This window comes from Streptomyces hyderabadensis (assembly GCF_020404845.1).
Lineage (GTDB): Bacteria > Actinomycetota > Actinomycetes > Streptomycetales > Streptomycetaceae > Streptomyces > Streptomyces hyderabadensis.
In genome coordinates, this window is record NZ_JAIOJZ010000084.1 from 1 (window position 1) to 23,286 (window position 23,286).

Below are 23,286 nucleotides of genomic sequence, written 5' to 3' on the forward strand. Positions count from 1 at the left end.
CTTTTCGATCCGATTCCCTGTCGGCGGGATTTGTCGACTGCTTTCGGGCTTTCGCTCGTCGGCCTTTCGACATTCACTACGTTAGCCGATCTCTCCGTGGACTCATAATCGAGTCCTGCGAGTTCGAATTCAGGCATGCGGACATGCCGAATTCGCTCCCGCTGAGGGAAGTCGTAGGTAGTGGGTTGGCCGCTTCCGGCTGCTGGCGATTGCCGTACCCGGGTCAAGCGGCTCGGGCTACGTTACGCGTTTGCCAAGGGAGAGTCAACTTCGGCGCTTCCTCGGGACATGTGCCCGGTAGGGGCTGACCGTCGGGTCGTCGGCGACCCAGTACCGCCAGGGGTGCACGCCGCCTTCGCCGGCCACACCGGTCCTGGGTCCGTTGCGTACCTGGTCACCGGGCACGGGGGCACCGGTCAGGATGCGCAGCGGGGTGTCCTCCGACGTGCACGCGTCCGTGCCGTTCAGGGCGCGGTCCACGCCCAGGGCCGTGGCGAGGCGGGCCGGCCCTTTGGCCAGTTCCTTGTCATTGCGGGCGGAGAGTCGACGGGTCCGCGCCAGCTCGGCGCCCTCGATGATCTCGCCGGCGCGGAGCAGGACCGCGCTGGACCTGCCCTCGGGCCCGCACACCAGGTTCATGCAGAACCACATGCCGTAGGTGAAGTAGACGTACACGTGTCCGGGGGGACCGAACATCACGTCGTTGCGGGGGGTGCGACCGCGGTAGGCGTGCGAGCCGGGGTCGTTCTGACCGTCGTAGGCCTCCACCTCGGTGAGGCGGAGGGCGATCGGACCGTCCGGGGTGTGGCGCACCAGGACGCGGCCCAGGAGGTCGGGGGCCACGTCGAGCACGGGGCGGTCGAAGAAATCCCTGGGCAGGGGCGTACGGTCGGGGCTCGCGATCATGCCGTCCGAGCGTAACGCAGCCGGGACCGTGTGCGGGGTGGTCAGGGAGCGTCCGCCTTGCCAGGGTGTGGGGCGCGGAACCGGCCACGGCCGGATCGCGTTTGTAGGGATCGAGGATTCACACGCAAGCCTGGAGAGGGAGAGACATGGCGTTCAAGAAGCTGCTCGCGAGCCTGGGGGCCGGCGGGGCTTCGGTTGAGACCGTGCTGAGCGAGGTCAACGTCGTTCCGGGGGGTGTCGTCCAGGGCGAGGTGCGGATCCAGGGAGGGTCCGTCGACCAGGAGATCGAGGGGCTGTCGGTCGGGCTCCAGGCGAAGGTCGAGGTGGAGAGCGGCGACCAGGAGTACAAGCAGGACATCGAGTTCACCAAGGTGCGGCTCGGTGGCGCCTTCGAGCTGAAGGCCGGTGCGGTGCACGCGGTGCCGTTCGGCCTGGAGATCCCGTGGGAGACGCCGATCACCATGATCGACGGGCAGGCGCTGCGCGGGATGAACATCGGCGTCACCACGGAGCTGGAGATCGCGCGCGCCGTGGACTCCGGCGACCTGGACCCGATCAACGTGCACCCGCTGCCGGCGCAGAAGGCGATCCTGGACGCGTTCATCGGCCTGGGCTTCCGCTTCAAGAGCGCGGACATGGAGCGCGGTCACATCCGGGGTACGCGGCAGCAGCTGCCCTTCTACCAGGAGATCGAGTTCTTCCCGCCGCAGCAGTACCGCGGGCTGAACCAGGTCGAGCTGAGCTTCGTGGCCGACGCGCAGGCGATGGACGTCGTGCTGGAGATGGACAAGAAGCCGGGGCTGTTCAGCGAGGGCAGCGACACCTTCCGGTCCTTCAAGGTCGGGCTGAACGACTACCAGGGCACCGACTGGACGGCGTACCTCAACCAGTGGCTCTCCGAGGTCGGCAGCAAGCGCAACTGGTTCTGAGGGATCCGGGGGGCGAGCCCGTAGGCTCGGTCATCTCTGCACCAGAACATCAGGAGGTACCGAGGTGACCGAGCTGAAGCGGCGTCCGCTCCCCCATGACTTCCACCCGCCCGTGCCGTCGTTCACCGTCACGAGTGAGGACGTTCAGGAGGGCGGGACGCTCAAGGACGCCCAGGTCTACGCGGCCGGGAACACCTCGCCGCAGCTGCGGTGGGAGGGCTTCCCGGCCGAGACCAAGAGCTTCGCCGTGACGTGCTACGACCCGGACGCGCCGACGGGCAGCGGGTTCTGGCACTGGGTGGTGTTCGACATCCCGGCCTCGGTGACCGAGCTGCCGGTGGGTGCGGGCAGCGGCTCGTTCGAGGGGCTGCCGCAGGGTGCCGTACAGGCGCGCAACGACTACGGCACCAAGGACTTCGGCGGTGCCGCGCCGCCGGCCGGGGACGGACCGCACCGGTATGTGTTCACGGTGTACGCCGTGGACCAGGAGAAGCTCGGCCCGGACGCGGACGGCACTCCGGCGTTCGTCGGCTTCAACCTGCGGTTCCACACGATCGCGCGGGCCCAGCTCATCGGTGAGTACGAGGTGCCTGCCGACAGCTGACTCAGCTGAGCGTTCATGGAACGTTTGCCCGTCCCTGGTCTTGGAATGGATCAGGGGCGGGCATCTTTATATTGCGTTGTCCATCTCGGCGTGCCCGGCCAGAGTTGATCCCAGCCCGCCAGGGGGTGGGCCGGTGCGCACGGGAGGTGGGCTGGTATGCGGGACACGCTGGTGCTGAACGCGAGCTTCGAGCCGTTGTCGACGGTGACGTTGAACCGAGCCGTCGTTCTGGTGCTCCAGGACAAGGCCGTCGTCGAGCAGGCCCACCCCTCGCTGCGGATGCGCGGCGCCGCTCTCGACATACCCGCGCCCCGGGTGATCAGGCTGTGCCAGTACGTACGGGTGCCGTTCCGAAGACGCGCTCCGTGGTCGAGGCGGGGCGTGCTGGTCCGGGACCGGCACCGGTGCGCGTACTGCGGGCGGCGGGCGACGACCGTCGACCACGTGGTGCCGCGGTCGCACGGCGGGCAGGACACGTGGCTGAACACGGTGGCCTCGTGTGCGGAGGACAATCACCGCAAGGCGAACCGGACTCCGGAGCAGGCGGGGATGCCGTTGCTGCGGGAGCCGTTCGAGCCGACGCCCGCGGATGCGATGTTGCTGGCGCTGGCCCGGGACGACTTCGCGGCGTTGCCGGAGTGGTTGGTGTTGGACGCGGCGTGACGGCTGCGCCGTCGGGCATGGGGTTTTGACGCCGGGTGCGGGCCGTTCGTGGCTGTTCGCGCAGTTCCCCGCGCCCCTTGGGCGCGGGCCCCTAGTCGATCGACGGCTTCTCGCGGCGTTCCTGGGGCGGGACGCTCGCGCCGCCGTTGCCGCCTCCGCTGCCCGAACCGCCTCCCAGGCCGCCGATGTTGCCCATCGCGCCGGAGAGGCCCTTGAGGGCGTCGCCGATTTCGCTGGGGACGATCCAGAGCTTGTTGGCGTCGCCCTCGGCGATCTTGGGGAGCATCTGGAGGTACTGGTAGGAGAGCAGCTTCTGGTCCGGGTCGCCGGCGTGGATGGCCTCGAAGACCGTGCGGACGGCCTGGGCCTCGCCCTCGGCGCGCAGGGCCGCGGCCTTGGCCTCACCTTCGGCCCGCAGGATCTGGGACTGCTTCTCACCCTCGGCGCGCAGGATCTCGGACTGCCGGACACCTTCGGCCTGGAGGATCGCGGCGCGCTTGTCGCGGTCGGCGCGCATCTGCTTCTCCATCGAGTCCTGGATGGAGGTGGGCGGTTCGATGGCCTTGAGTTCGACGCGGTTGACGCGGATGCCCCACTTGCCGGTGGCTTCGTCGAGGACGCCGCGCAGGGCCGCGTTGATCTCCTCGCGGGAGGTGAGGGTCCGCTCCAGGTCCATGCCGCCGATGATGTTGCGCAGGGTGGTGACGGTGAGCTGCTCGATGGCCTGGATGTAGCTGGCGACCTCGTAGGTGGCGGCGCGGGCGTCGGTCACCTGGTAGTAGATGACGGTGTCGATGTTGACGACCAGGTTGTCCTGCGTGATGACCGGCTGCGGCGGGAAGGGGACGACCTGTTCGCGCAGGTCGATGCGGTTGCGGATGGTGTCGATGAACGGGACCACGATGTTGAGGCCCGCGTTGAGGGTCCGCGTGTAGCGGCCGAAGCGCTCGACGATGGCGGCGCTGGCCTGTGGAATGACCTGGATGGTCTTGATCAGGGCGATGAAGACCAACACCACCAGGATGATCAGGACGATGATGACCGGTTCCATCGTGGGTGTCCGTCCCCTTCTCCGCCTCGGCGCTCCGGCAGATCCTGTGTGCCCAGGTCCTGTTGGCCTGGCTGACCCTGACTACTGCTGATCTTACGGCTGTTGAGGATCTTGCTGGTCGAGTCTGACAGACCGTCGCACCGTGCGGGGGACGTTCGGGCCACTTGGGCACGGCCAGGTCACATGATGACGGCCGTGGCCCCGTCGATCTCCACGACGTCCACTTCCTCGCCGGGCTCGAAGGTCCGTCCGGTGTCCAGGGCGCGTGCCGACCAGACCTCCCCGGCCAGTTTGATGCGGCCGCCCGAGCCGTCGACCCGTTCCAGTACGACGGCCTGTCTGCCCCTCAGGGCGTCCATTCCCGTGGCCAGTTGGGGCTGTTGGGAGCGGTGTCGGGCGGCGATGGGCCGTACGACGGCGATGAGGGCGACCGAGACGATGACGAAGACGAGCACCTGGACGACCAGGTCCGCGCCCAGTCCGGAGGCGACGGCGGCGGCGACCGCGCCGACGGCGAACATCCCGAACTCCGGCATCGCGGTCACGACGAGCGGGATTCCGAGCGCTGCCGCGGCGACGAGCCACCACACCCATGCGTCGATGTCGTTCACGCTGTCATGGTAGGTCCGCCGGGGATGCCGGGGACAGGGCGCACGGGGGGCGGGTCAGGACAGCGGGAGCCCCTTCGCGGTCCACCGGTCCCCGGCCTGCTCGACGATGAGCGGGAGGCCGAAGCACAGGGACAGGTTGCGGGAGGTGAGTTCCAGCTCCAGCGGGCCGGCGGCCAGGACCTTGCCCTGACGGATCATCAGGACGTGGGTGAAGCCCGGGGCGATCTCCTCGACGTGGTGGGTCACCATGATCATGGAGGGCGCGATGGGGTCGCGGGCGAGACGGCCGAGGCGGCGGACGAGGTCCTCGCGGCCGCCGAGGTCGAGACCGGCGGCGGGCTCGTCGAGGAGGAGCAGCTCGGGGTCGGTCATCAGGGCGCGGGCGATCAGCGTGCGCTTGCGCTCGCCCTCGGAGAGGGTGCCGAACCTGCGGTCCAGGTACTCGGTCATGCCGAGGCGGTCGAGGAAGGCGCGGGCGCGCTGCTCGTCGATGTCCTCGTACTCCTCCTGCCAGCCGGCGGTCATGCCGTAGGCGGCGGTCAGCACGGTCTGCAGGACGGTCTGGCGCTTGGGCAGCTTGTCGGCCATGGCGATGCCGGCGATGCCGATGCGCGGGCGCAGTTCGAAGACGTCGGTGCCGGGCTTGCCCAGGGTCTCGCCGAGGATGGTGGCGGTGCCGGTGCTCGGGTAGAGGTAGCTGGACGCGACGTTGAGGAGGGTGGTCTTGCCGGCGCCGTTGGGGCCGAGGATGACCCAGCGCTCGCCCTCCTTGACCGACCAGGAGACCTGGTCCACCAGAGCCCGGCCCTCACGGACCACGGATACGTCCTGAAGCTCCAGAACATCGCTCATGAGCGCGTTGTCTCCCCTTGCATTGTGGCCGGTCTCGGCTGTCGCGTACACCTGTGACTCGGGCCGCGGCGCCGGTGGGCGCAGGCCCCTCCAGGAAATCTACGCCACCGGTCGGCCGCACCGTTCCATCGGTCCGGTCCTTAGGGTGGGGGGATGCTCTCGGAACCACGCGCAGGGCGCCTTGCCGCCTGGGGAAATGCCCTTATTGCCCATTTGGTACCGCCGGACGACGCCGCGGTCGCGATCGCCGGCGAGGACGCCGTGCACCGGGTGGCGGGGCTGCCGGGTGAAGACGCCCCGGTCGGTCTCACGCTGGCGCTGGGGCGGCTGCGGGCGCTCGGGGCGGCCGGGCTGCGGGTCGCGCTGCCCGCGCCGGGGCATCCGCTGGGGCTGAGCGGTCCGCCGGAGTTCAACGCCCGGGCGCTGGAGGCCGAGGAGGCGGTGATCTGCGAGGGGGCGGCGCTGGGCCTTGTGCCGGAGGTGTACGAGGCGGGGCCCGAGGGTGATGTGCACGTCGAGGTGGTGTGGCACTGCCTGCCGGTGCGGGAGGCCCCGCCTGCGGACGTGCCCTCGCTCGGGGAGGCGGAGCGGGAGCTGGCGGAGGCGCTGCGGGACGCGACGGAGGTGCTGACGCGGCTGGACGTCGCCGGGTCGGGGCCGGTGGCGGAGGCGGCGGTCGCGGCGTACCGGGCGCGGGCGGAGCGTGGGCGCGAGGTGCTGGCGCCGGGGTATCCGCCGCGGGCGGTGCGGGTGCTGGAGTTGGCCCAGCGGGTGGGGATGCTGGTGTCGCTGGCGTCGGAGAACGGGCACGGGGGTGCGGTGAGCGCGGCCGAGATGGCCGCGCGGGGGGAGGCGCTCAGGCCGGTGGAGCGGGTGGCCCGGCGGGCGCAGGTCGCGGCGTACAACTCCGTTGTGGTGGAGCGGGGGATGCGGTGACCGGTTCTCCGGATCGTGCCCCGCGTGGGTGTGCCCGGGCTGGGGCTGCGCCCCCAGCCCCCCGCTTTCGGCCTGAACGGCCTCGTCCTCAAACGCCGGACGGGCTGCTTCATGCCGATGCGGCCTCCCAGAAGTCCCGGGAGGCCGCAGGCATCGTTGGCGCCTGGTGTCAGTGGTTGACGCCCAGGTTGCCGAAGGCCGGGTTCAGGACGCCGATGACGTTGACGCTGTTGCCGACGGCGTTGACCGGGATGTGGATCGGCGCCTGGACCACGTTGCCGGAGGCGACGCCCGGGGAGCCGATGGCCTCGCCGTGGGCGTGGGAGCCGCCGTCGGTGGCGGAGGCCATGCCCGCACCGGCGGCGATCAGGCCGCCGGCCACCATCGTCACGGCCGCTGCCTTCTTCAGGTTCTTCACTTACAAGCCCTCCTTGCGATCACCGCGGCAGTCGCCGTGGTGCGCACTGAAGAACGGCCGGACCCCTCGAAGGATGCGCCATATGGGGGACATTCCCACGACGGTATGAATCTCTGACCGGAGGGGAACCCTCCGCCGCCGCCCCGCGTACGGGGGGGCGGTCGGTCGCGGTCAGCCGGCCACGCCGTGCCGTACCGCCCACAGGGCGGCCTGCGTGCGGTCGGCCAGGTCGAGCTTCATCAGGATGTTCGAGACGTGGGTCTTCACCGTCTTCTCCGAGAGGACCAGCGCCCGCGCGATCTCCCGGTTGGAGCGGCCGTCCGCTATCAGTCCCAGCACCTCGCGTTCCCGCTCGGTGAGCGACCCGGCCCGGCCCGGCCCGGAGCCGCTCTCCTCCTGGCTCAGGAGGGCGCCCGCGACCTCGGGCTGGAGCAGGATGTGTCCGGCGTGGACGGAGCGGATGGCGCCGGCCAGCGCGTCCGGGTCGACGTCCTTGTACACGTACCCGGCCGCTCCGGCGCGCAGGGCCGGGACCACGGTGCGCTGCTCGGTGAAGCTGGTGACGACCAGTACGCGCGCGTGGTTGTCCAGCTCCCGGAGCCTGCGCAGCGCGTCGACACCGTCCATGCCCGGCATCTTGACGTCCATGAGGATCACGTCGGGCTTCAGCTCCTGGGCGCGGTCGACGCCCTCGGCGCCGTCCGCGGCCTCGCCGACCACCTCGATGTCGTCCTGTACCTCCAGGAAGGTGCGCAGTCCCCGGCGCACCACCTGGTGGTCGTCGACGAGCAGCACCTTGATCGCGTCAGCCACCGGGAACCTCCATCTCGATCGTGGTGCCCTCGCCGGGCGCGGACCGCACGGTCAGCCGGCCGCCGGTGCCGCTGGCCCGGTCGCGCATCGAGACCAGGCCGAGGTGGCGTCCGGCGCGGCGTACCGTGCGCGGGTCGAAACCGCCGCCGTCGTCGGTGATCCGCAGCACGGTTCCGGTGCCCCGCCGGTGCAGGGTCACCGCGACGTGCTCGGCCCCGGAGTGGCGCAGGGCGTTGTGCAGGGCCTCCTGGGCCACGCGCAGCAGCGCCTCCTCCTGGGCGGCCGGCAGGGCCTTGACCCCGTGGCCGGCGAAGGTGACGTGCGCGGCGTGGGCGCGGTCGAGGACCTGGATCTGGGTGCGCAGGGTGGCGACGAGGCCGTCCTCCTCCAGCGCGGCGGGGCGCAGCTCGACGACGGCGGCACGCAGTTCGTCGGCGGCCTCGGCGGCGAGCATGGCGACCTGGTGCAGCTCGCCCTTGGCCCGTGCGGGGTCGCGGTCGACCAGGGCGGTGGCGGCCTGGGCGGTCAGGCGCAGCGAGAACAGCTTCTGGCTGACCGCGTCGTGCAGCTCGTGGGCGAGGCGGGAGCGCTCCTCGGCGATGGTCAGCTCACGGCTGCGCTCGTACAGGCGCGCGTTGGTGAGGGCGATCGCGGCGTGCTGGGCGAGGATGCCGAGCAGTTCCTCGTCGTCCGGGGTGAAGCCGCAGGTGCCCGTGGGCCTGGCGCAGTTCTTGTTGGCGAGGAACAGGGCGCCGAGCACCTCGTCGCCGTCGCGGATCGGCAGGCCCAGGAAGTCGACCAGGTCGGGGTGGGCGGAGGGCCAGCCCCCGAAGCGGGGGTCCTTGCGGACGTCGGCGAGGCGCTCCGGGGTGGCCTCGTGGAGCATCGCGGCGAGGATGCCGTGCTGGCGCGGCAGCGGGCCGATGGCCTTCCACTGCTCGTCGCTGACGCCGTCGACCACGAACTGGGCGAAGCCGCCGTGGTCGTCGGGGACGCCGAGGGCGGCGTACTGCGCATCGAGCAGCTCGCGGGCCGAGGCGACGATCGTCTTGAGGACGTCGCGCACCTCCAGGTGCCTGCTCATGGCCAGCAGCGCGGAACTCACCGCGGTGAGGCCGGACCGGGGGCCGTGACTCATGTCCTCACGGTACCCGCGGCGCCCGGGGGCGGGATCGGCCCGGTGACGGGCGTCGCCTAGGGCGGTGGGACTAGGTCCGGGGTCCCGCCCGTCGGGCCTAGGGCGAAGGGCCCTGACCGGTTGCGGCCCGTGCCCGAGGCGAGGGGCGAGGGCCGGTTCCTACGTTGAGGAGCACGCCGGCCGGACGGACGGCGGGGACGACGAAGGGGACGGTGTCATGCCGGTTGCGATCATCACGGGGGCGTCCAAGGGACTGGGCCGGGCGTTCGCCGAGGCCCTGGCGGCACGGGGATGGGATCTGGTGCTGGACGCCAGGAATCCGGAGGTGCTCAAGGAGACGGCGAGGGCGCTGGAGGCGTACGGCACGCGCGTGGCGGCGTTGCCCGGCGACGTCACCGACTCCTGGCACCGGACGGGGCTGGTGACCGAGGCCCGGCGGCTGGGCGGCGTGGATCTGCTGGTCAGCAACGCGAGCGCGCTGGGCGCCGAGCCGCTGGTGCGGCTGGCGGAGCTGCCCCTGGAGGGTCTGCGGCGGGCCCTGGAGGTGAACGTGGTGGCCGCGCTGGGACTGGTCAGGGAGGCGCTGCCGCTGCTGCGGGCGTCCGCCGCGGGCACGGTGGTGACGATCAGCTCGGACGCGGCCGCCGAGGCGTACGAGACGTGGGGCGGCTACGGGGCGTCCAAGGCGGCCCTGGACCAGCTGGCGGCGGTGCTGGGCGAGGAGGAGCCGGGGCTGCGGGTCTGGGCGGTGGATCCGGGGGACATGGCCACGGACCTGTACGCGGCGGCCGTGCCGGACGACGACGACCCGCGGCCGGATCCGGCGAGTGTGGTGCCGGCGCTGCTGCGGCTGCTGGACGAGCGTCCGGCGAGCGGGCGCTACGGGGCTCCGGCGCTGCTGGAGGCGCGCTGATGTCGTCGCTGGCGGTGCGGGTCCCGCAGGAGCTGTCGGCCCGGGTGCCGGTCGAGCAGCGGGAGCCGGGGCTGGACCGGGACGGCGTACGGCTGCTGGTGTCGCGGGGCACCGAGGTGTCGCACCACGGGTTCGCGGAGCTGCCTGGGCTGCTGCGGGCCGGTGATCTGCTGGTGGTGAACACCTCGCCCACGCTGGCCGCCGCCGTGGACGGCCGGGTCGGGCACGCGCGCGTGGTGGTGCACTTCTCCACCCGCGGGGACGACGGGCGGTGGGCGGTGGAGCTGCGGGAACCGGACGGGCGGGGCACCACGCGCGCGCGTGCGGAGGTGACGGGCCTCCCGCGCGCGCGTGCGGAAGAAGGGGAGGGCGTGCGGGGGCGGGGGTGCGGTGGCCTGGCGGGGACGAGGGTGCGGCTGCCGGGTGGTGCGCGGCTGGTGCTGGAGGAGCCGCTGAGTGCGCGCGGGGAGCGGCTGTGGTGGGCGCGGGTGGCGGGGGTGGAGGTGCCCGCGCTGCTGCGGGCGCACGGGCGGCCCATTCGTTACTCCTATACGGAGCGGGACCAGCCGCTGTCCGTCTACCAGACGGTGTTCGCGCTGCCGTCCGGGGACGGGACGGGCAGCGCGGAGATGCCGAGCGCGGCGCGGCCCTTCACTGCGCGGCTGGTGGCGGAGCTGGTGAGCCGGGGGGTGCAGTTCGCGCCGGTGACGCTGCACACGGGGGTGGCCTCGGCGGAGTCGCACGAGCCGCCCTACCCGGAGCGGTACGCCGTGCCGGAGGCGTCGGCCCGGCTGATCAACACCGTACGGGCCGGTGACGGGCGGGTGGTGGCGGTGGGGACGACGGCCGTACGGGCGGTGGAGTCGGCGGCCGGCCCGGACGGGGTCGTACGGGCGCGGGCGGGGTGGACCGGTCTGGTGGTGACTCCGGAGCGCGGGGTGCGGGTGGTGCAGGGCCTGCTGACGGGGCTGCACGAGCCGGAGGCCTCGCATCTGCTGATGCTGGAGGCGGTGGCGGGGCGGGCGGCGATCGACCGCGGGTACGAGGCGGCGGTGCGCGGGCGCTACCTGTGGCACGAGTTCGGGGACGTCCATCTCCTCCTGCCGTAGGAGGGCGCCGCACACCCCCTCACACGTTGCATTGCTCCAGCAACCATCAGTGAGAACGGTGGGGTGTCGATGTGAGCCCGGGCATAGGGCGCACGTCACGTACGAAGGGGAGTAGGAGAGCGACTCGTCCGTTTTGAGCGGGGCAGATGGTCCAATCTGCCCCGCTTTGCCGTTCCCTGATCCACTATCCCGGATAGTACGTCACACCTTTGCCTCCGGATTTTGCGACCGCTAAGAATTGCTCTCGTCGCTCAGCGCCGTGGGTTCTCCCCCGCGGCGTTTGTGCCGGAAGCACCAACTGTCCCCACCGGACGAGAGCGACCTCCGCGCTATTCGAAGAGGTCTATCCCGCCATGCTCAAGAACATCCTTCCCCGTGGTCGCAGTCGTTCCCTGAACCGCACGCACAAGATCGCGATCGCCGGTGTCGGCACGCTCGGCGCCGCCGCCGTCGCCTTCACCGCCGTCCCGGCCAGCGGTCAGACGACGACCACGAGCGAGGCCGCTCCCACGGCCAAGGTGGCGTACAGCACCAAGCAGATCCAGGACGTGCACGCCGGTGTCACCGGCCAGCTCGCCGGCGCCAGCCAGAAGGTGGCGGCCATCGAGGCCAAGCAGGAGGCGGCCGCCAAGAAGGCGACCGCCGAGAAGAAGGCCGCCGCCAAGAAGGCCGCCGCCAAGCGCGAGGCCAAGGAGTCCACCAGCCGCTCCGCGCAGCGCACCGAGGTCAAGAAGGCCGCGCCGAAGTCCTACCCCAACAACCTCGACGGCTGGATCCGCGAGGCCCGGGCCATCATGAAGAAGCACGGCATCCCCGGCTCCTACGAGGGCATCCACCGCAACATCATGCGGGAGTCCTCCGGCAACCCGATGGCCATCAACGACTGGGACATCAACGCCATCAACGGCATCCCGTCGAAGGGCCTGCTCCAGGTCATCCCGCCGACGTTCGAGGCCTACCACGTGGCCGGCACCTCGAAGAACATCTACGACCCGGTCGCCAACATCGTCGCCGCGTGCAACTACGCCGCGGACAAGTACGGCACCATGGACAACGTCGACAGCGCGTACTGAGGTCGGCGCGGACCTCTTCACGACGTCGCCGACGCCGCACCGCAACGCCGAAGGGCGGCACCCTCCTGACGGGGTGCCGCCCTTCGGGGCGTGCGGGGACCTCCGGGCCCGCCGGACCTCGGGCTACTTGCGCATGACCTCGGGCTCGTGCCGGCGCAGGAAGCGGGCGACGAAGAAGCCGCAGATCACGCCGAGGACGATCAGCGCGGCCATGTCCATGCCCCAGGCGCCCACGGTGTGCTCCCACAGGGGGTCGGCCTCGGCACCCTTCTCGGGCGGGCTGATCTTGTTGAAGTCCAGCGTGGCACCGGCCGCGGCGACCGCCCAGCGCGAGGGCATCAGGTACGAGAACTGGTTGACGCCGACCGCGCCGTTCAGGGCGAAGAGGCAGCCGGTGAAGACGACCTGGATGATCGCGAACATCACCAGCAGCGGCATGGTCTTCTCGGCGGTCTTCACCAGCGACGAGATGACCAGGCCGAACATCATCGAGGTGAAGCCGAGGGCCATGATCGGCAGGGACAGCTCGACCAGCGTCATCCCCCCGAGGACCAGCCCCTCCTCCGGGATCTCGCGGCTGGCGAAGCCGATCACGCCGACCAGCAGACCTTGGAACACCGTGATCAGACCGAGCACGAAGACCTTGGACATCAGGTACGCGGACCGGGACAGGCCGGTCGCGCGTTCCCGCTCGTAGATCACCCGTTCCTTGATCAGCTCTCGGACCGAGTTGGCGGCACCGGCGAAGCAGGCGCCGACCGCGAGGATCAGCAGCACCGTGGTGGCGGTGCCGTTCGGGATGATCCGCCCGGTCTGCGGGTTCGCCGGGTTGGGCAGCAGGCCCTTGTCCGCGTCGATGAGCAGGCTCACCGCGCCCAGCACGGCCGGCAGGATCACCATCAGGGCCAGGAAGCCCTTGTCGGAGGCGATCACCGAGACGTAGCGCCGCACCAGCGTGACGAACTGGGACATCCAGCCCTGCGGTTTCGGCGGCTTCATCGCCTGCATCGGCGGCACCTGTACGGACTGCGGTGCGACGGCGTCCAGGTCCGCGGCGTACATCTGGTAGTGCTGCGAGCCCTTCCAGCGGCCGGCCCAGTCGTAGTCGCGGTAGTTCTCGAAGGCGGAGAAGACGTCGGCCCAGGTGTCGTAGCCGAAGAAGTTCAGCGCCTCCTCCGGCGGGCCGAAGTACGCCACCGAACCGCCCGGCGCCATCACCAGCAGCTTGTCGCAGGTCGCCAGCTCGGCCACCGAGTGGGTGACGACCAGGACGGTGCGGCCGTCGTCGGCGAGGCCGCGCAGCAGCTGCATGACGTCCCGGTCCATGCCCGGGTCGAGGCCGGAGGTCGGCTCGTCCAGGAAGATCAGCGACGGCTTGGTCAGCAGCTCCAGGGCGACGGAGACGCGCTTGCGCTGGCCGCCGGACAGGGACGTGACCTTCTTGTCCTTGTGGATGTCCAGCTTCAGCTCGCGCAGCACCTCGTCGATGCGGGCGTCGCGCTCGGCGGCCGTGGTGTCGGCCGGGAAGCGGAGCTTCGCCGCGTACTTGAGCGCCTTCTTGACGGTCAGCTCCTTGTGCAGGATGTCGTCCTGCGGGACCAGACCGATGCGCTGGCGCAGCTCGGCGAACTGCTTGTACAGGTTCCGGTTGTCGTAGAGGACCTCGCCCTGGTCGGCGGGCCGGTAGCCGGTGAGCGCCTTGAGCAGGGTCGACTTGCCGGAGCCGGACGGGCCGATGACCGCGATCAGCGACTTCTCGGGGACGCCGAAGGAGACGTCCTTGAGGATCTGCTTGCCGCCGTCGACCGTGACGGTCAGGTGCCGGGCGGAGAAGGACACCTCACCGGTGTCGACGAACTCCTCCAGCCGGTCGCCGACGATCCGGAACGTCGAGTGGCCGACACCGACGATGTCGGTCGGTCCGAGCAGCTGGGAGCCGCCCTTGGCGATCGGCTGGCCGTTGACGTACGTGCCGTTGTGCGAGCCGAGGTCGCGGATCTCCATACGACCGTCGGGCGTCGAGTGGAACTCCGCGTGGTGACGGGAGACCTGGAGGTCGGAGACGACCAGTTCGTTCTCCAGGGCACGGCCGATGCGCATGACGCGGCCGAGCGAGAACTGGTGGAACGTGGTCGGGCTGCGGTCCCCGTAGACCGGTGGCGCCCCCGCCGCGCCGCCTGGTCCCTGCTGCTGGGGGAAGTGCGGCGCAGCCTGCTGGGGCTGCGCCGCGGCCTGCTGCGGCTGCTGCTGCCAGCCGGCCTGCTGGGCCTGGTGCTGGGCCGCCTGGGCCTGGTGCTGCTGGGGCGGCGCCTGCTGCTGGAACGGCTCCTGCGCGGGCGGCGCCTGCTGGGCCCAGCCCGCGTTCGCGCCCTGCGCGGCGTACGGCTGCTGCTGCGGCTGGGCCTGCGGCGCTCCGGCCTGGGCCGGTGCGCCGCTCAGGCTCACGCGCGGCCCGTCGTTGGCGTTGCCCAGGTTCAGCACCGTGCCGGCGCCCAGTTCCGTCTGCTGGACCCGCTGCCCGTGCACGAAGGTGCCGTTGGTGCTGCCGTGGTCCTCGACCACCCAACTGCGGCCGTTGAAACTGATCGTGGCATGCCGCCAGGAGACCCTGGCGTCGTCGAAAACAAGCTCCCCCTGCGGATCGCGTCCTAGCGCGTATGACCGGGACGGATCGAGCGTCCAGGTCCGTCCATTGGATTCCAGTACGAGTTCCGGCACTCCATGCCCCACTGAGTTGTCCCCCGATGTGCTCCCGTCGCGGGGAGTCTAGGGATGTCGAACATCGGGGGGAACTATTTCAGGCTCGGGGCCCTGACCGAAAGTCGGGCCTTGTGAAAAGTGCGTAGGCACCCATCGGCCGTTCCCGTTGACGGGGTTGAAACCTGCCCGGAGAGTGGTATTCCACGCGAGGGGGGACATGCGCGGCAACCTGACCGCGCAGCGGATCGGGGGGTCTGCCATGAACGCGTCCACGAGCGTCGGCACCGAGGGGTACGGCACCCGGGTGCCGTGGGGCGACGTACTGCTGTCCGCGATCGCCTCCGTGAGCTGGGCGTTGATCGGCATGGCGGGGACGGCGGCACTCGGCCTGCACCTGCTCGACGCGGACGCGGCGGGCTCGCTCGGGCCGATGACCGCGGCGGTCGTGGCGCTCGGGGCGGGCGGTTCGGTCACACCGGCCGGTGAGGTGTCTTCGTTCGGTCTCGAAGGGGCCCAGGCACACACGGCCATCGAGATCACGCCACTGGGGGTCGGCCTGGTCGGGGCGCTGTTCCTGTCGTTCTTCTTCCTGCGGTCCCTGCGGGCGGCCGGAGTTGTCGTCTCCCCGGCCGAACTCCTCGCGCGGGTGGGCACGGTGGTCGCGCTGTTCGTGGCGATGACGGGCGGGCTGGCCTGGGCGGGGCAGGACGTCGTCACCTTCGACGGCGCCTCGCTCGGGCTCGACGACCTGCCCGGCGGGGGCGACGGCGGCGGTGGCGGCGGGCTGGAGATCCCCGGGCTCGGGGACGTGGGCGACATCGGCGGGCTGCTGCCCGACCGGGTCGGTGACCTCGTGGACGCCCGGGCCGCCGTCGGGTTCACGGTGGACACCGGACCGACCTTGCTGGGCGGTCTCGTCTGGTCCGCCGGAGTGCTGCTGATCGCGTTGCTGGCCTCGCGCCGCACTCCCCTGCCGCGCGGGTGCGAAGCCGTGCACAGGGTGGTGCGGCCGGCCGTGTCCGCCCTGGTCACGGTGGCGCTGACGGCGGTGGCGGCCGGCCTCGCGGCGGCGGTCTGGGCGGCGATCGGCGACGACCACCCCCGGCGGATCGCGGGGGCCGCGCTGCTGGGCGCGCCGAACGGGGTCTGGCTCGGGATCCCGATCGGCCTGTTCGTGCCGTGGGACGGGCGGGCCACCGGCGCGCTGGTGGGTGTCCTCCCGGCTCCCCTGGACGACCTGCTCGGCTCCGGCGCCGAACGGCCGGTCACGCTGGGGCGGCTGGCGGAGCTGGACGGGCGGGTGTGGCTGCTGGGGGTGGCCGCGGCGCTGATGATGCTGCTGGCCGGGGTGCTGACGGCGGTACGGACGCCGGTGGGGCCCGGCGACGCACGTCCACTCGTCTTCTGCGGGCGCTGCGCGCTGCGGCTGGGCGTGGCCGGCGCGGTGGCGCTGCCGCTGGCGGTCCGGCTCACTCAGGTGTCCGTGGACGCGTCCCTGTCGGTGCTCGGCATCGACGCCTTCGGCGCGGGCATCGACCTGCGCGGACATCTCGGCGCGGCCCTGCTGCTGGGTGCCGCCTGGGGCGCGGGGGCGGGAGCGGCCGGGGCGCTGCTGGCGCGGATGAGCGGGGCGGCGGGGACGCGGGCGGCGGGACTGGCGAGGTTGGCACGCAGTGCCGGGACGGTGACGGGGAGTGTGGGCAGCAAGGGCGGTGTGGGCGGTACGGAGGGTGTGGGCGGTGCTGCGTGCGCGGGCCCGGTCTCGGGGCCGTACCGACCGGGTACGCCGTACCGGCCGTCCGATCCGGACACCAATCCCTACCTGCGGTCGCGGGAGTGGCCGGGCTCTGGGGCCGGGTCCGGCACGGCGCCGGGCGCGTGGGGAACGTCAGGGGAGCCCGAGGACGCCCGGCCGGCGGGCGCGGCGCCGCCGACGCGCGCCACGGGGTCCCCGCCGGGGCCCGGGCATACGGCGCCGGGGTCGCCGCTGCCCGCGGGCGCGGGGCAGGGCCAGGAGCGGCAGGGCGGGAGCGGCGCGGACCGCCGGGGCGGCGACCCCGGGCAGGACGGCGCCGGGGCGGGCCGGGAGGACGGCGGGGCGGACCCCCGGCCGGACGACGACGTGTACGGCGCCCCGACGGTGGCCGGGCCGCTGGAGCCGCCCCCGGGGGCCCCGCGACGGCCGCCGCGGCCGGGCCAACGGCCACCGTCCCGGCCCTGGGGCGAAGGCCCTCCTCCCCCGCCGCCCCCGCCGCCCGCGCCGCCGCGGCGCCCCGGGGGCCGGTGAGCGAAGGGCTGCGGCCGCCGTGCCGTGGAGCCGACGTCCGCGTCCGGCCGGACCCGGCACCCCCCGCGCCCCGCCCCTCGCGGCTCCTGTCCGCCAGTCGGACCTCGGGGGCGTGCGGCACCGGGTGCCGGATACGGTGGGAGCACCATGAGCGCTTCGCAGACCTCTGACGTTCCCACTCTTCTCGTCAAGATCTTCGGCAAGGACCGGCCCGGCATCACGGCCGGCCTGTTCGACACTCTCGCCGCCTACTCCGTCGATGTCGTCGACATCGAGCAGGTCGTCACCCGTGGCCGGATCGTGCTGTGCGCGCTCGTGACGGAGCCGCCGCGTGGTCTGGAGGGCGATCTGCGGGCGACCGTCCACAGCTGGGCCGAGTCGCTGAAGCTGCAGGCGGAGATCATCTCCGGCATCGGCGACAACCGGCCGCGCGGGCTCGGCCGCTCCCTGGTCACGGTGCTCGGGCACCCGCTCACCGCGGAGGCGACCGCCGCCATAGCGGCCCGGATCACGGAGTCGGGCAGCAACATCGACCGCATCTTCCGGCTGGCCAAGTACCCGGTGACCGCGGTCGAGTTCGCGGTGTCCGGCGTGGCGACCGAACCGCTGCGCACGGCCCTGGCCACCGAGGCCGCGGCGCTCGGCGTGGACATCGCGGTCGTCGCGGCGGGGCTGCACCGGCGGGCGCAGCGCCTGGTGGTGATGGACGTGGACTCCACACTGATCCAGGACGAGGTCATCGAGCTGTTCGCCGCGCACGCCGGCTGCGAGGACAAGGTCGCCGAGGTGACGGCGGCGGCGATGCGCGGGGAGCTGGACTTCGAGCAGTCGCTGCACGCGCGCGTGGCCCTGCTGGCGGGTCTCGACGCCTCCGTGGTGGACAAGGTGCGCGCCGAGGTGCGGCTGACGCCGGGTGCCCGCACCCTGATCCGCACGCTGAAGCGGCTCGGCTACCAGGTGGGTGTCGTCTCCGGCGGCTTCACCCAGGTCACCGACGCCCTGCGGGAGCAGCTGGGGCTGGACTTCGCCCAGGCCAACACGCTGGAGATCGTCGACGGCCGGCTGACCGGCCGGGTCACCGGGGAGATCGTGGACCGGGCGGGCAAGGCGCGGCTGCTGCGCCGCTTCGCCGCCGAGGCGGGCGTGCCGCTGTCGCAGACCGTGGCGATCGGTGACGGCGCCAACGACCTGGACATGCTGAACGCGGCCGGGCTCGGGGTCGCCTTCAATGCCAAGCCGGTGGTGCGCGAGGCGGCGCACACCGCGGTGAACGTGCCCTTCCTGGACACGGTGCTCTATCTGCTGGGCATCACCCGCGAGGAGGTCGAGGCCGCGGACACGCTGGACGAGGGCCCGGGTGAGCCCGCCGAGCGGCCCTGACCGGCGGACGTACGGGCGGGCGTCCGGTACGGCGAGGGCCCGGACCGCGAGGGTGCCGGGCCCTGTCGCATCCGGCGGGGCGGGTCAGTCGGTCGGCGCCCAGTAGTCGACCAGGGCGGCCCGGCCGGGCTCCACGTCCTTCCAGGAGCCCGTGAAGGTCAGGACGGCGAAGGCGGCGGTCGGAAAGCCCCGGCGGCCGATCCGCTCGCGGACCTCGTCCTCGGCCGAGCCGGCCAGGATCTCGGTCAGTGCCTCCATGCCCGGGTTGTGGCCGATCACCAGCACGTTGCGCAGATCGTCGGGGGTTTCGTTGAGCACGGCGATCAGCTCGCCGGGGGAGGCCTCGTAGATCCGCTCCTCGTAGACGGTTTTCGGCCGGTGCGGGAACTCCTGGACGGCGAGTTTCCAGGTCTCGCGGGTCCGGGCCGAGGTGGAGCACAGGGCCTGGTCGAAGGTCACGCCGGTGTCCGCCAGCCGACGCCCGGCCTCCGCGGCGTCCATGCGGCCCCGGTCGGCGAGCGGTCGCTCGTGGTCGGTCACCTGTGGCCAGTCGGCTTTCGCATGCCGGAAGAGAACAATCCTGCGGGGTTCTGCGACGCTCATGCCATCCAGCTTCGCACGAAACAGGCCATAGGGCTCTGGGAGTTGACATGCGGACCCGCACGGGACGGGTGCGGGCCCGGGGGCGGCGCTCAGCGCGCGGCCAGCTGCTCCAGCCGCTCCAGCAGGTGGGAGATCGCGGGCTGCTCGGCGGCCGCGTGGGCGTCGGCGGGATTGAGTATCAGCAGGAGCAGCGCGACGAAGGCGAGCACGGGCAGGGCCAGGGCCCACCAGGGCAGCCGGATGTCGACGCCGCCCCGGGTCGCGTGGGGAGGCCGGGTGTGGATTGGGGCCGACATGAGTGCCTCCGCTGGTCTTCGGGCGTCCCTGGTCCGTGCTCCGCGGCCCGCTGTCGCGGGCACATCTCGAAGTTACGGAATCCGCGGGGCCCAACCCATCCGGAGGTCCACCCACTTGACCCTGACCCTGGCCCCCTAGGGGACGGGGGGTTAACCCCACCGTCCGGCCGACGGGGGCGGGGTCACGGCGAGGCGGGTCACGGCGAGGCGATGCTCGCGATGACGGCGATGATCACGAAGATCGCGAGGAAGGAGCCGAAGACGATCAGCATCTTCTTCTGGCCGTGCTGGGGGTTCGGGTCGAGGACTGGCATACGGCAAGTCTCGCATCCCCCGCGCGGACCGGTCCTGGCGGGTCAGCAGGCCGCCGGCCCGGGTCAGCGGGCCGCCTCGTCCTCCACCGTGCGGTTGCGCCCGGCCAGCACGCCCACCACGATCTGCGGCACCATCAGCGCGCTCATCAGCGCGATCGGCAGTCCCCAGCCGCCGCTGTGCTGGTAGAGCACGCCCACCAGGAGCGGGCCCGGGATGGAGATCAGGTAACCCGTGCTCTGCGCGAAGGCGGACAGCTGGGCGACGCCCGCTCCCGTCCTGGCCCGCATCCCGACCATGGTCAGCGCGAGCGGGAAGGCGCAGTTGGAGACGCCGAGCAGCAGGGCCCAGGCCCAGGCCCCGCCGACCGGGGCGAAGTACAGACCGGCGTATCCGGCGAGCCCGCACAGGCCCAGGACGAGCACGATCGGGCCCTGGTGGGGCAGGCGGGTCGCCACGCGCGGGATGACGAAGGCGAGCGGCACGCCCATCACCATGATGACGGCGAGCAGCAGCCCGGCGGTGCCGGCGGAGACGCCCGAGTCCCGGAAGATCTGCGCCATCCAGCCCATCGTGATGTAGGCGGCGGTGGCCTGGAGACCGAAGAAGACGGCGAGCGCCCAGGCGGTGCGACTGCGGGTGATCCGCAGCGGGGGCTGTTCCGCGGGCTTGTCGCCCTCCCGCCCCGGCGGCGGCGTGGACGGCGCCGCGGCGGCCGGTGCCGTCCGGTTCCGCACGAAGGGGATCCAGGGCAGCACGGCCAGCGCGGGCAGCACGGCCCAGACCGCGAGGCCGGGCTGCCAGTGGCCGCCCAGCGCGTTGGTCACGGGCACGGTCGCCGCGGCGGCGACGGAGGTGCCGAAGGCGAGGGCCATCGAGTACAGGCCGGTCATGGAGCCGACACGGTCGGGGAAGTAGCGCTTGACGATGACCGGCATCAGGACGTTGCTGACCGCGATGCCCATCAGCGCCAGGGCGGTGGCGGCCAGGAAGCCGCCCGTGCCGCCGGCGTACGGGCGTATCAGCAGGCCCGCGGTGATGGCGACCATGCCGGCGCAGACCACCGCGCCGGGCCCGAAGCGACGGGCCAGCCGGGGGGCGGTGACCCCGAAGACGGCGAAGCAGAGCGGGGGCACGGAGGTGAGCAGCCCGGCGATGCTGCCGCTCATGCCGAGCCCGTCGCGGACCTCCTCCAGGAGCGCGCCCAGGCTCGTGATGGCGGGGCGCAGGTTGAGCGCGGCCAGGACGATGCCGAGCATGAGCAGCCGGGTCGTCCACGTGGTCCACGCGCGCGTGGCGGGCGCCTCGCCGGGTACCTCGGGCACCGCGCCGTCGGCACGCGCCTGCGTGCGTGTCTCCGTGCCTGCCGCCGGGCCTGCCTCCGTACGCGTGTCCGTCCGGGTCTCGTCACTAGCCATGAGGCCCATCATAGAATCATGGGATGATTGATTGTCCATTCGCTCGTCGACTCGTGTGCGAAGGTGACCCATGCCGCTGAGCCATCCCCGTCGTTCGGCACTGTCCGAGCAGGTCATCGCGGCGCTGCGGCAGCAGATCGCCTCGGGCGAGTGGCCGGTGGGCTCCCGCATCCCCACGGAGCCGGAGCTGGTGGAGCAGCTCGGCGTCGCCCGGAACACGGTCCGTGAGGCGGTCCGCGCGCTGGCCCACAACGGTCTGCTGGACATCCGCCAGGGCTCGGGCACGTACGTCGTGGCCACCAGCGAGCTGGCCGGCGTGATGCAGCGCCGCTTCGCCGACGCCGACCCCCGGCACATCGCCGAGCTGCGTTCCACGCTGGAGTCGGCGGCCGCGCGCCTGGCCGCCGAGCGGCGCACGGAGAAGGACCTCAAGCAGATCGACGCCCTGCTGCTGCGCCGGGAGGAGGCCTGGGAGACGGGCGAGGTGGAGGCGTTCGTGTCGGCGGACGCCACGTTCCACCTGGCGGTCGTGGCCGCCTCGCACAACGACGTGATGACCGCGATGTACGCGGACCTGGGCGAGGTGATGCGGGACTGGCTGCGCGGCGACGTGGGCGAGGGCATGTCCCCGGCGATGCACATGGACCACGCCCGGCTGGTGGACGCGATCCGCGCGGGCGACGCGGCGACCGCGGCGGATGAGGCGGCGGCCTATCCGTTCGTGTGCCGTCCGGCGCTGTTCACCCCGCCCTCGGGCGACTGACCCGCGCCACTGCGGTGACACGTCTGCCGTGACGGCGCGAGGGCCCGCACCCCGTACGGGATGCGGGCCCTCGGGCGGGGCGTCCGGTCAGGCTCCGATGGCGTGCAGACCGCCGTCCACGTGGACGATCTCGCCCGTGGTCTTCGGGAACCAGTCGCTCAGCAGCGCGACGATGCCGCGGCCGGCCGGCTCCGGGTCCTTCAGGTCCCACTCCAGCGGGGAGCGGCTGTCCCACACGGAGGCCAGCTCGCTGAAGCCCGGGATGGACTTGGCGGCCATGGAACCGATCGGGCCGGCCGAGACCAGGTTGCAGCGGATGTTCTGCTTGCCCAGGTCACGGGCCATGTAGCGGCTGGTGGCCTCCAGCGCGGCCTTGGCCGGGCCCATCCAGTCGTACTGCGGCCAGGCGAACTGCGCGTCGAAGGTGAGGCCGACGACCGAACCGCCGTTCTGCATCAGCGGCAGGCAGGCCATGGTCAGCGACTTCAGGGAGTACGCCGAGACGTGCATGGCGGTGGCGACGGACTCGAACGGCGCGTTGAGGAAGTTGCCGCCGAGGGCGTCCTGCGGGGCGAAGCCGATGGAGTGCACGACGCCGTCGAGGCCGCCCAGCTCCTCGCCGACGACGTCGGCGAGCCGGGCGAGGTGCTCCTCGTTGGTGACGTCCAGCTCGATGACCTTGGCGGGCTTCGGCAGCTTCTTGGCGATGCGCTCGGTCAGGGTGGGCCGGGGGAACGCGGTCAGGATGACCTCGGCGCCCTGCTCCTGGGCCAGCTTCGCGGCGTGGAAGGCGATGGAGGACTCCGTCAGCACGCCGGTGATCAGGACGCGCTTGCCCTCGAGAATTCCGCTCATGGTGATCAGTGACCCATTCCCAGTCCGCCGTCAACGGGGATGACGGCTCCAGTGATGTACGAGGCGTCGTCCGAGGCGAGGAACCGCACCGTCGCGGCGATCTCCTCCGGCCGCGCGTACCGCCCCAGCGGCACCTGCGACACGATGTTCGCCCGCTGCTCGTCGGTGAGCACCTTGGTCATGTCGGTGTCGACGAAGCCGGGCGCGACGACGTTGAAGGTGATGTTGCGCGACCCCAGCTCACGGGCGAGGGAGCGCGCGAAGCCGACCAGACCGGCCTTGGAGGCGGCGTAGTTCGCCTGCCCGGCGGAGCCGAGCAGTCCGACCACCGACGAGATGAGCACGACGCGGCCCTTCTTGGCGCGCAGCATGGCGCGGTTGGCGCGCTTGACCACGCGGAAGGTGCCGGTGAGGTTGGTCTCGACGACGGAGGTGAAGTCCTCCTCCGACATGCGCATCAGGAGCTGGTCCTTGGTGACGCCGGCGTTGGCGACCAGGACCTCGACGGGACCGTGCGTCTCCTCGATCTCCTTGTAGGCCTGCTCCACCTGCTCGGTGTCGGTGATGTCGCACTTGACGGCCAGGAAGCCCTCCGGGGGCTCACCCGAGCGGTATGTGATCGCGACGTTGTCGCCGGCGTCGGCGAAGGCGCGGGC

General features: G+C 71.9%; 24 protein-coding genes. 10 read left to right on the plus strand and 14 right to left on the minus strand.

Translation table 11 applies throughout. The features are described from left to right. Positions 1–264 precede the first annotated feature (264 nt). Positions 265–906 carry a DNA-3-methyladenine glycosylase gene (locus K7854_RS35010; RefSeq protein WP_226030587.1) on the minus strand — a complete coding sequence of 214 codons (642 nt, stop codon included), beginning with the start codon at positions 904–906 and terminating at the stop codon, positions 265–267. Between the two features lie 146 nt (positions 907–1,052). Here K7854_RS35010 and K7854_RS35015 point away from each other — a divergent pair, with 146 nt between their 5' ends. The 3 genes from K7854_RS35015 to K7854_RS35025 all read left to right on the plus strand — a co-directional run bounded on the left by K7854_RS35015 (position 1,053) and on the right by K7854_RS35025 (position 3,102). Further along, on the plus strand, positions 1,053–1,835 hold the full coding sequence (locus tag K7854_RS35015) for a sporulation protein (protein ID WP_102927320.1): 783 nt from the start codon (positions 1,053–1,055) through the stop codon (positions 1,833–1,835). 64 nt (positions 1,836–1,899) lie between these two features. Further along, positions 1,900–2,439 (plus strand): YbhB/YbcL family Raf kinase inhibitor-like protein, encoded by a 540-nt coding sequence (locus tag K7854_RS35020; RefSeq protein ID WP_226030588.1) that lies wholly within the window; start codon positions 1,900–1,902, stop codon positions 2,437–2,439. Positions 2,440–2,595: 156 nt separating this feature from the next. Then, positions 2,596–3,102 carry an HNH endonuclease gene (locus K7854_RS35025; RefSeq protein ID WP_007388340.1) on the plus strand — a complete coding sequence of 169 codons (507 nt, stop codon included), beginning with the start codon at positions 2,596–2,598 and terminating at the stop codon, positions 3,100–3,102. Between the two features lie 91 nt (positions 3,103–3,193). Here the strand turns inward: K7854_RS35025 and K7854_RS35030 are convergent, their stop codons facing one another. The 3 genes from K7854_RS35030 to K7854_RS35040 all read right to left on the minus strand — a co-directional run bounded on the left by K7854_RS35030 (position 3,194) and on the right by K7854_RS35040 (position 5,616). Further along, on the minus strand, positions 3,194–4,153 hold the full coding sequence (locus tag K7854_RS35030; RefSeq protein WP_226030589.1) for an SPFH domain-containing protein: 960 nt from the start codon (positions 4,151–4,153) through the stop codon (positions 3,194–3,196). Positions 4,154–4,332: 179 nt separating this feature from the next. Next, positions 4,333–4,764: an NfeD family protein gene (locus K7854_RS35035; RefSeq protein WP_226030590.1), complete on the minus strand. Its 432-nt coding sequence runs from the start codon at positions 4,762–4,764 to the stop codon at positions 4,333–4,335. Positions 4,765–4,818: 54 nt separating this feature from the next. After that, the gene (locus K7854_RS35040; protein ID WP_226030591.1) at positions 4,819–5,616 is read right to left on the minus strand and encodes an ABC transporter ATP-binding protein; all 798 of its coding nucleotides are present in this window, start codon (positions 5,614–5,616) and stop codon (positions 4,819–4,821) included. 153 nt (positions 5,617–5,769) lie between these two features. Between K7854_RS35040 and K7854_RS35045 the strand changes: the two genes are divergently transcribed. Beyond that, positions 5,770–6,552 carry an Rv1486c family protein gene (locus K7854_RS35045; RefSeq protein WP_226030592.1) on the plus strand — a complete coding sequence of 261 codons (783 nt, stop codon included), beginning with the start codon at positions 5,770–5,772 and terminating at the stop codon, positions 6,550–6,552. Positions 6,553–6,721: 169 nt separating this feature from the next. On the opposite strand, the gene chpE is transcribed toward K7854_RS35045, so the two are convergent. From chpE to K7854_RS35060, 3 genes are all read right to left on the minus strand, one after another. Next, the gene (gene chpE, locus K7854_RS35050; protein WP_226030593.1) at positions 6,722–6,970 is read right to left on the minus strand and encodes a chaplin ChpE; all 249 of its coding nucleotides are present in this window, start codon (positions 6,968–6,970) and stop codon (positions 6,722–6,724) included. 171 nt (positions 6,971–7,141) lie between these two features. After that, entirely contained in the window at positions 7,142–7,783 is a 642-nt protein-coding gene (locus K7854_RS35055) for a response regulator (RefSeq protein WP_226030594.1), read from the minus strand. Beyond that, positions 7,776–8,921, minus strand: coding sequence for a GAF domain-containing sensor histidine kinase (locus K7854_RS35060; protein ID WP_226030595.1), 1,146 nt, complete (start codon positions 8,919–8,921; stop codon positions 7,776–7,778). Before K7854_RS35060 ends, K7854_RS35055 begins: the two co-directional genes overlap by 8 nt. Before the next feature lie 217 nt (positions 8,922–9,138). Between K7854_RS35060 and K7854_RS35065 the strand changes: the two genes are divergently transcribed. From K7854_RS35065 to K7854_RS35075, 3 genes are all read left to right on the plus strand, one after another. After that, positions 9,139–9,834, plus strand: coding sequence for an SDR family NAD(P)-dependent oxidoreductase (locus K7854_RS35065; RefSeq protein WP_226030596.1), 696 nt, complete (start codon positions 9,139–9,141; stop codon positions 9,832–9,834). Next, positions 9,834–10,943 carry an S-adenosylmethionine:tRNA ribosyltransferase-isomerase gene (locus K7854_RS35070; RefSeq protein ID WP_226030597.1) on the plus strand — a complete coding sequence of 370 codons (1,110 nt, stop codon included), beginning with the start codon at positions 9,834–9,836 and terminating at the stop codon, positions 10,941–10,943. The genes K7854_RS35065 and K7854_RS35070 overlap by 1 nt, the downstream gene beginning before the upstream one ends. 353 nt (positions 10,944–11,296) lie before the next feature. Next, positions 11,297–12,016 carry a transglycosylase SLT domain-containing protein gene (locus K7854_RS35075; protein ID WP_226030598.1) on the plus strand — a complete coding sequence of 240 codons (720 nt, stop codon included), beginning with the start codon at positions 11,297–11,299 and terminating at the stop codon, positions 12,014–12,016. A 123-nt stretch (positions 12,017–12,139) separates the two neighbouring features. Here K7854_RS35075 and K7854_RS35080 read toward each other — a convergent pair whose 3' ends face one another. Continuing rightward, positions 12,140–14,734 (minus strand): ABC transporter ATP-binding protein/permease, encoded by a 2,595-nt coding sequence (locus tag K7854_RS35080; protein ID WP_226030599.1) that lies wholly within the window; start codon positions 14,732–14,734, stop codon positions 12,140–12,142. Between the two features lie 241 nt (positions 14,735–14,975). Between K7854_RS35080 and K7854_RS35085 the strand changes: the two genes are divergently transcribed. Further along, positions 14,976–17,003: a streptophobe family protein gene (locus K7854_RS35085; protein WP_226030600.1), complete on the plus strand. Its 2,028-nt coding sequence runs from the start codon at positions 14,976–14,978 to the stop codon at positions 17,001–17,003. Positions 17,004–17,150: 147 nt separating this feature from the next. Continuing rightward, entirely contained in the window at positions 17,151–18,383 is a 1,233-nt protein-coding gene (gene serB / locus K7854_RS35090) for a phosphoserine phosphatase SerB (RefSeq protein ID WP_226030601.1), read from the plus strand. Positions 18,384–18,467: 84 nt separating this feature from the next. Here serB and K7854_RS35095 read toward each other — a convergent pair whose 3' ends face one another. From K7854_RS35095 to K7854_RS35105, 4 genes are all read right to left on the minus strand, one after another. Further along, the gene (locus K7854_RS35095; RefSeq protein WP_226030602.1) at positions 18,468–18,986 is read right to left on the minus strand and encodes a SixA phosphatase family protein; all 519 of its coding nucleotides are present in this window, start codon (positions 18,984–18,986) and stop codon (positions 18,468–18,470) included. A gap of 89 nt (positions 18,987–19,075) precedes the next feature. Next, positions 19,076–19,282 carry a hypothetical protein gene (locus tag K7854_RS35100; protein WP_226030603.1) on the minus strand — a complete coding sequence of 69 codons (207 nt, stop codon included), beginning with the start codon at positions 19,280–19,282 and terminating at the stop codon, positions 19,076–19,078. 197 nt (positions 19,283–19,479) lie between these two features. Continuing rightward, positions 19,480–19,596 (minus strand): SGM_5486 family transporter-associated protein, encoded by a 117-nt coding sequence (locus K7854_RS37610; protein ID WP_264088129.1) that lies wholly within the window; start codon positions 19,594–19,596, stop codon positions 19,480–19,482. Positions 19,597–19,659: 63 nt separating this feature from the next. Next, positions 19,660–21,024 (minus strand): CynX/NimT family MFS transporter, encoded by a 1,365-nt coding sequence (locus K7854_RS35105; RefSeq protein ID WP_226030604.1) that lies wholly within the window; start codon positions 21,022–21,024, stop codon positions 19,660–19,662. 58 nt (positions 21,025–21,082) lie between these two features. Here K7854_RS35105 and K7854_RS35110 point away from each other — a divergent pair, with 58 nt between their 5' ends. Then, positions 21,083–21,775: a FadR/GntR family transcriptional regulator gene (locus K7854_RS35110; RefSeq protein ID WP_226030605.1), complete on the plus strand. Its 693-nt coding sequence runs from the start codon at positions 21,083–21,085 to the stop codon at positions 21,773–21,775. An 87-nt stretch (positions 21,776–21,862) separates the two neighbouring features. On the opposite strand, the gene fabI is transcribed toward K7854_RS35110, so the two are convergent. Then, the gene (gene fabI / locus K7854_RS35115) at positions 21,863–22,630 is read right to left on the minus strand and encodes an enoyl-ACP reductase FabI (RefSeq protein ID WP_226030606.1); all 768 of its coding nucleotides are present in this window, start codon (positions 22,628–22,630) and stop codon (positions 21,863–21,865) included. Between the two features lie 5 nt (positions 22,631–22,635). Next, positions 22,636–23,286 (minus strand): beta-ketoacyl-ACP reductase (locus K7854_RS35120; RefSeq protein ID WP_226030607.1); only part of this gene is annotated, 651 nt, incomplete at its 5' end.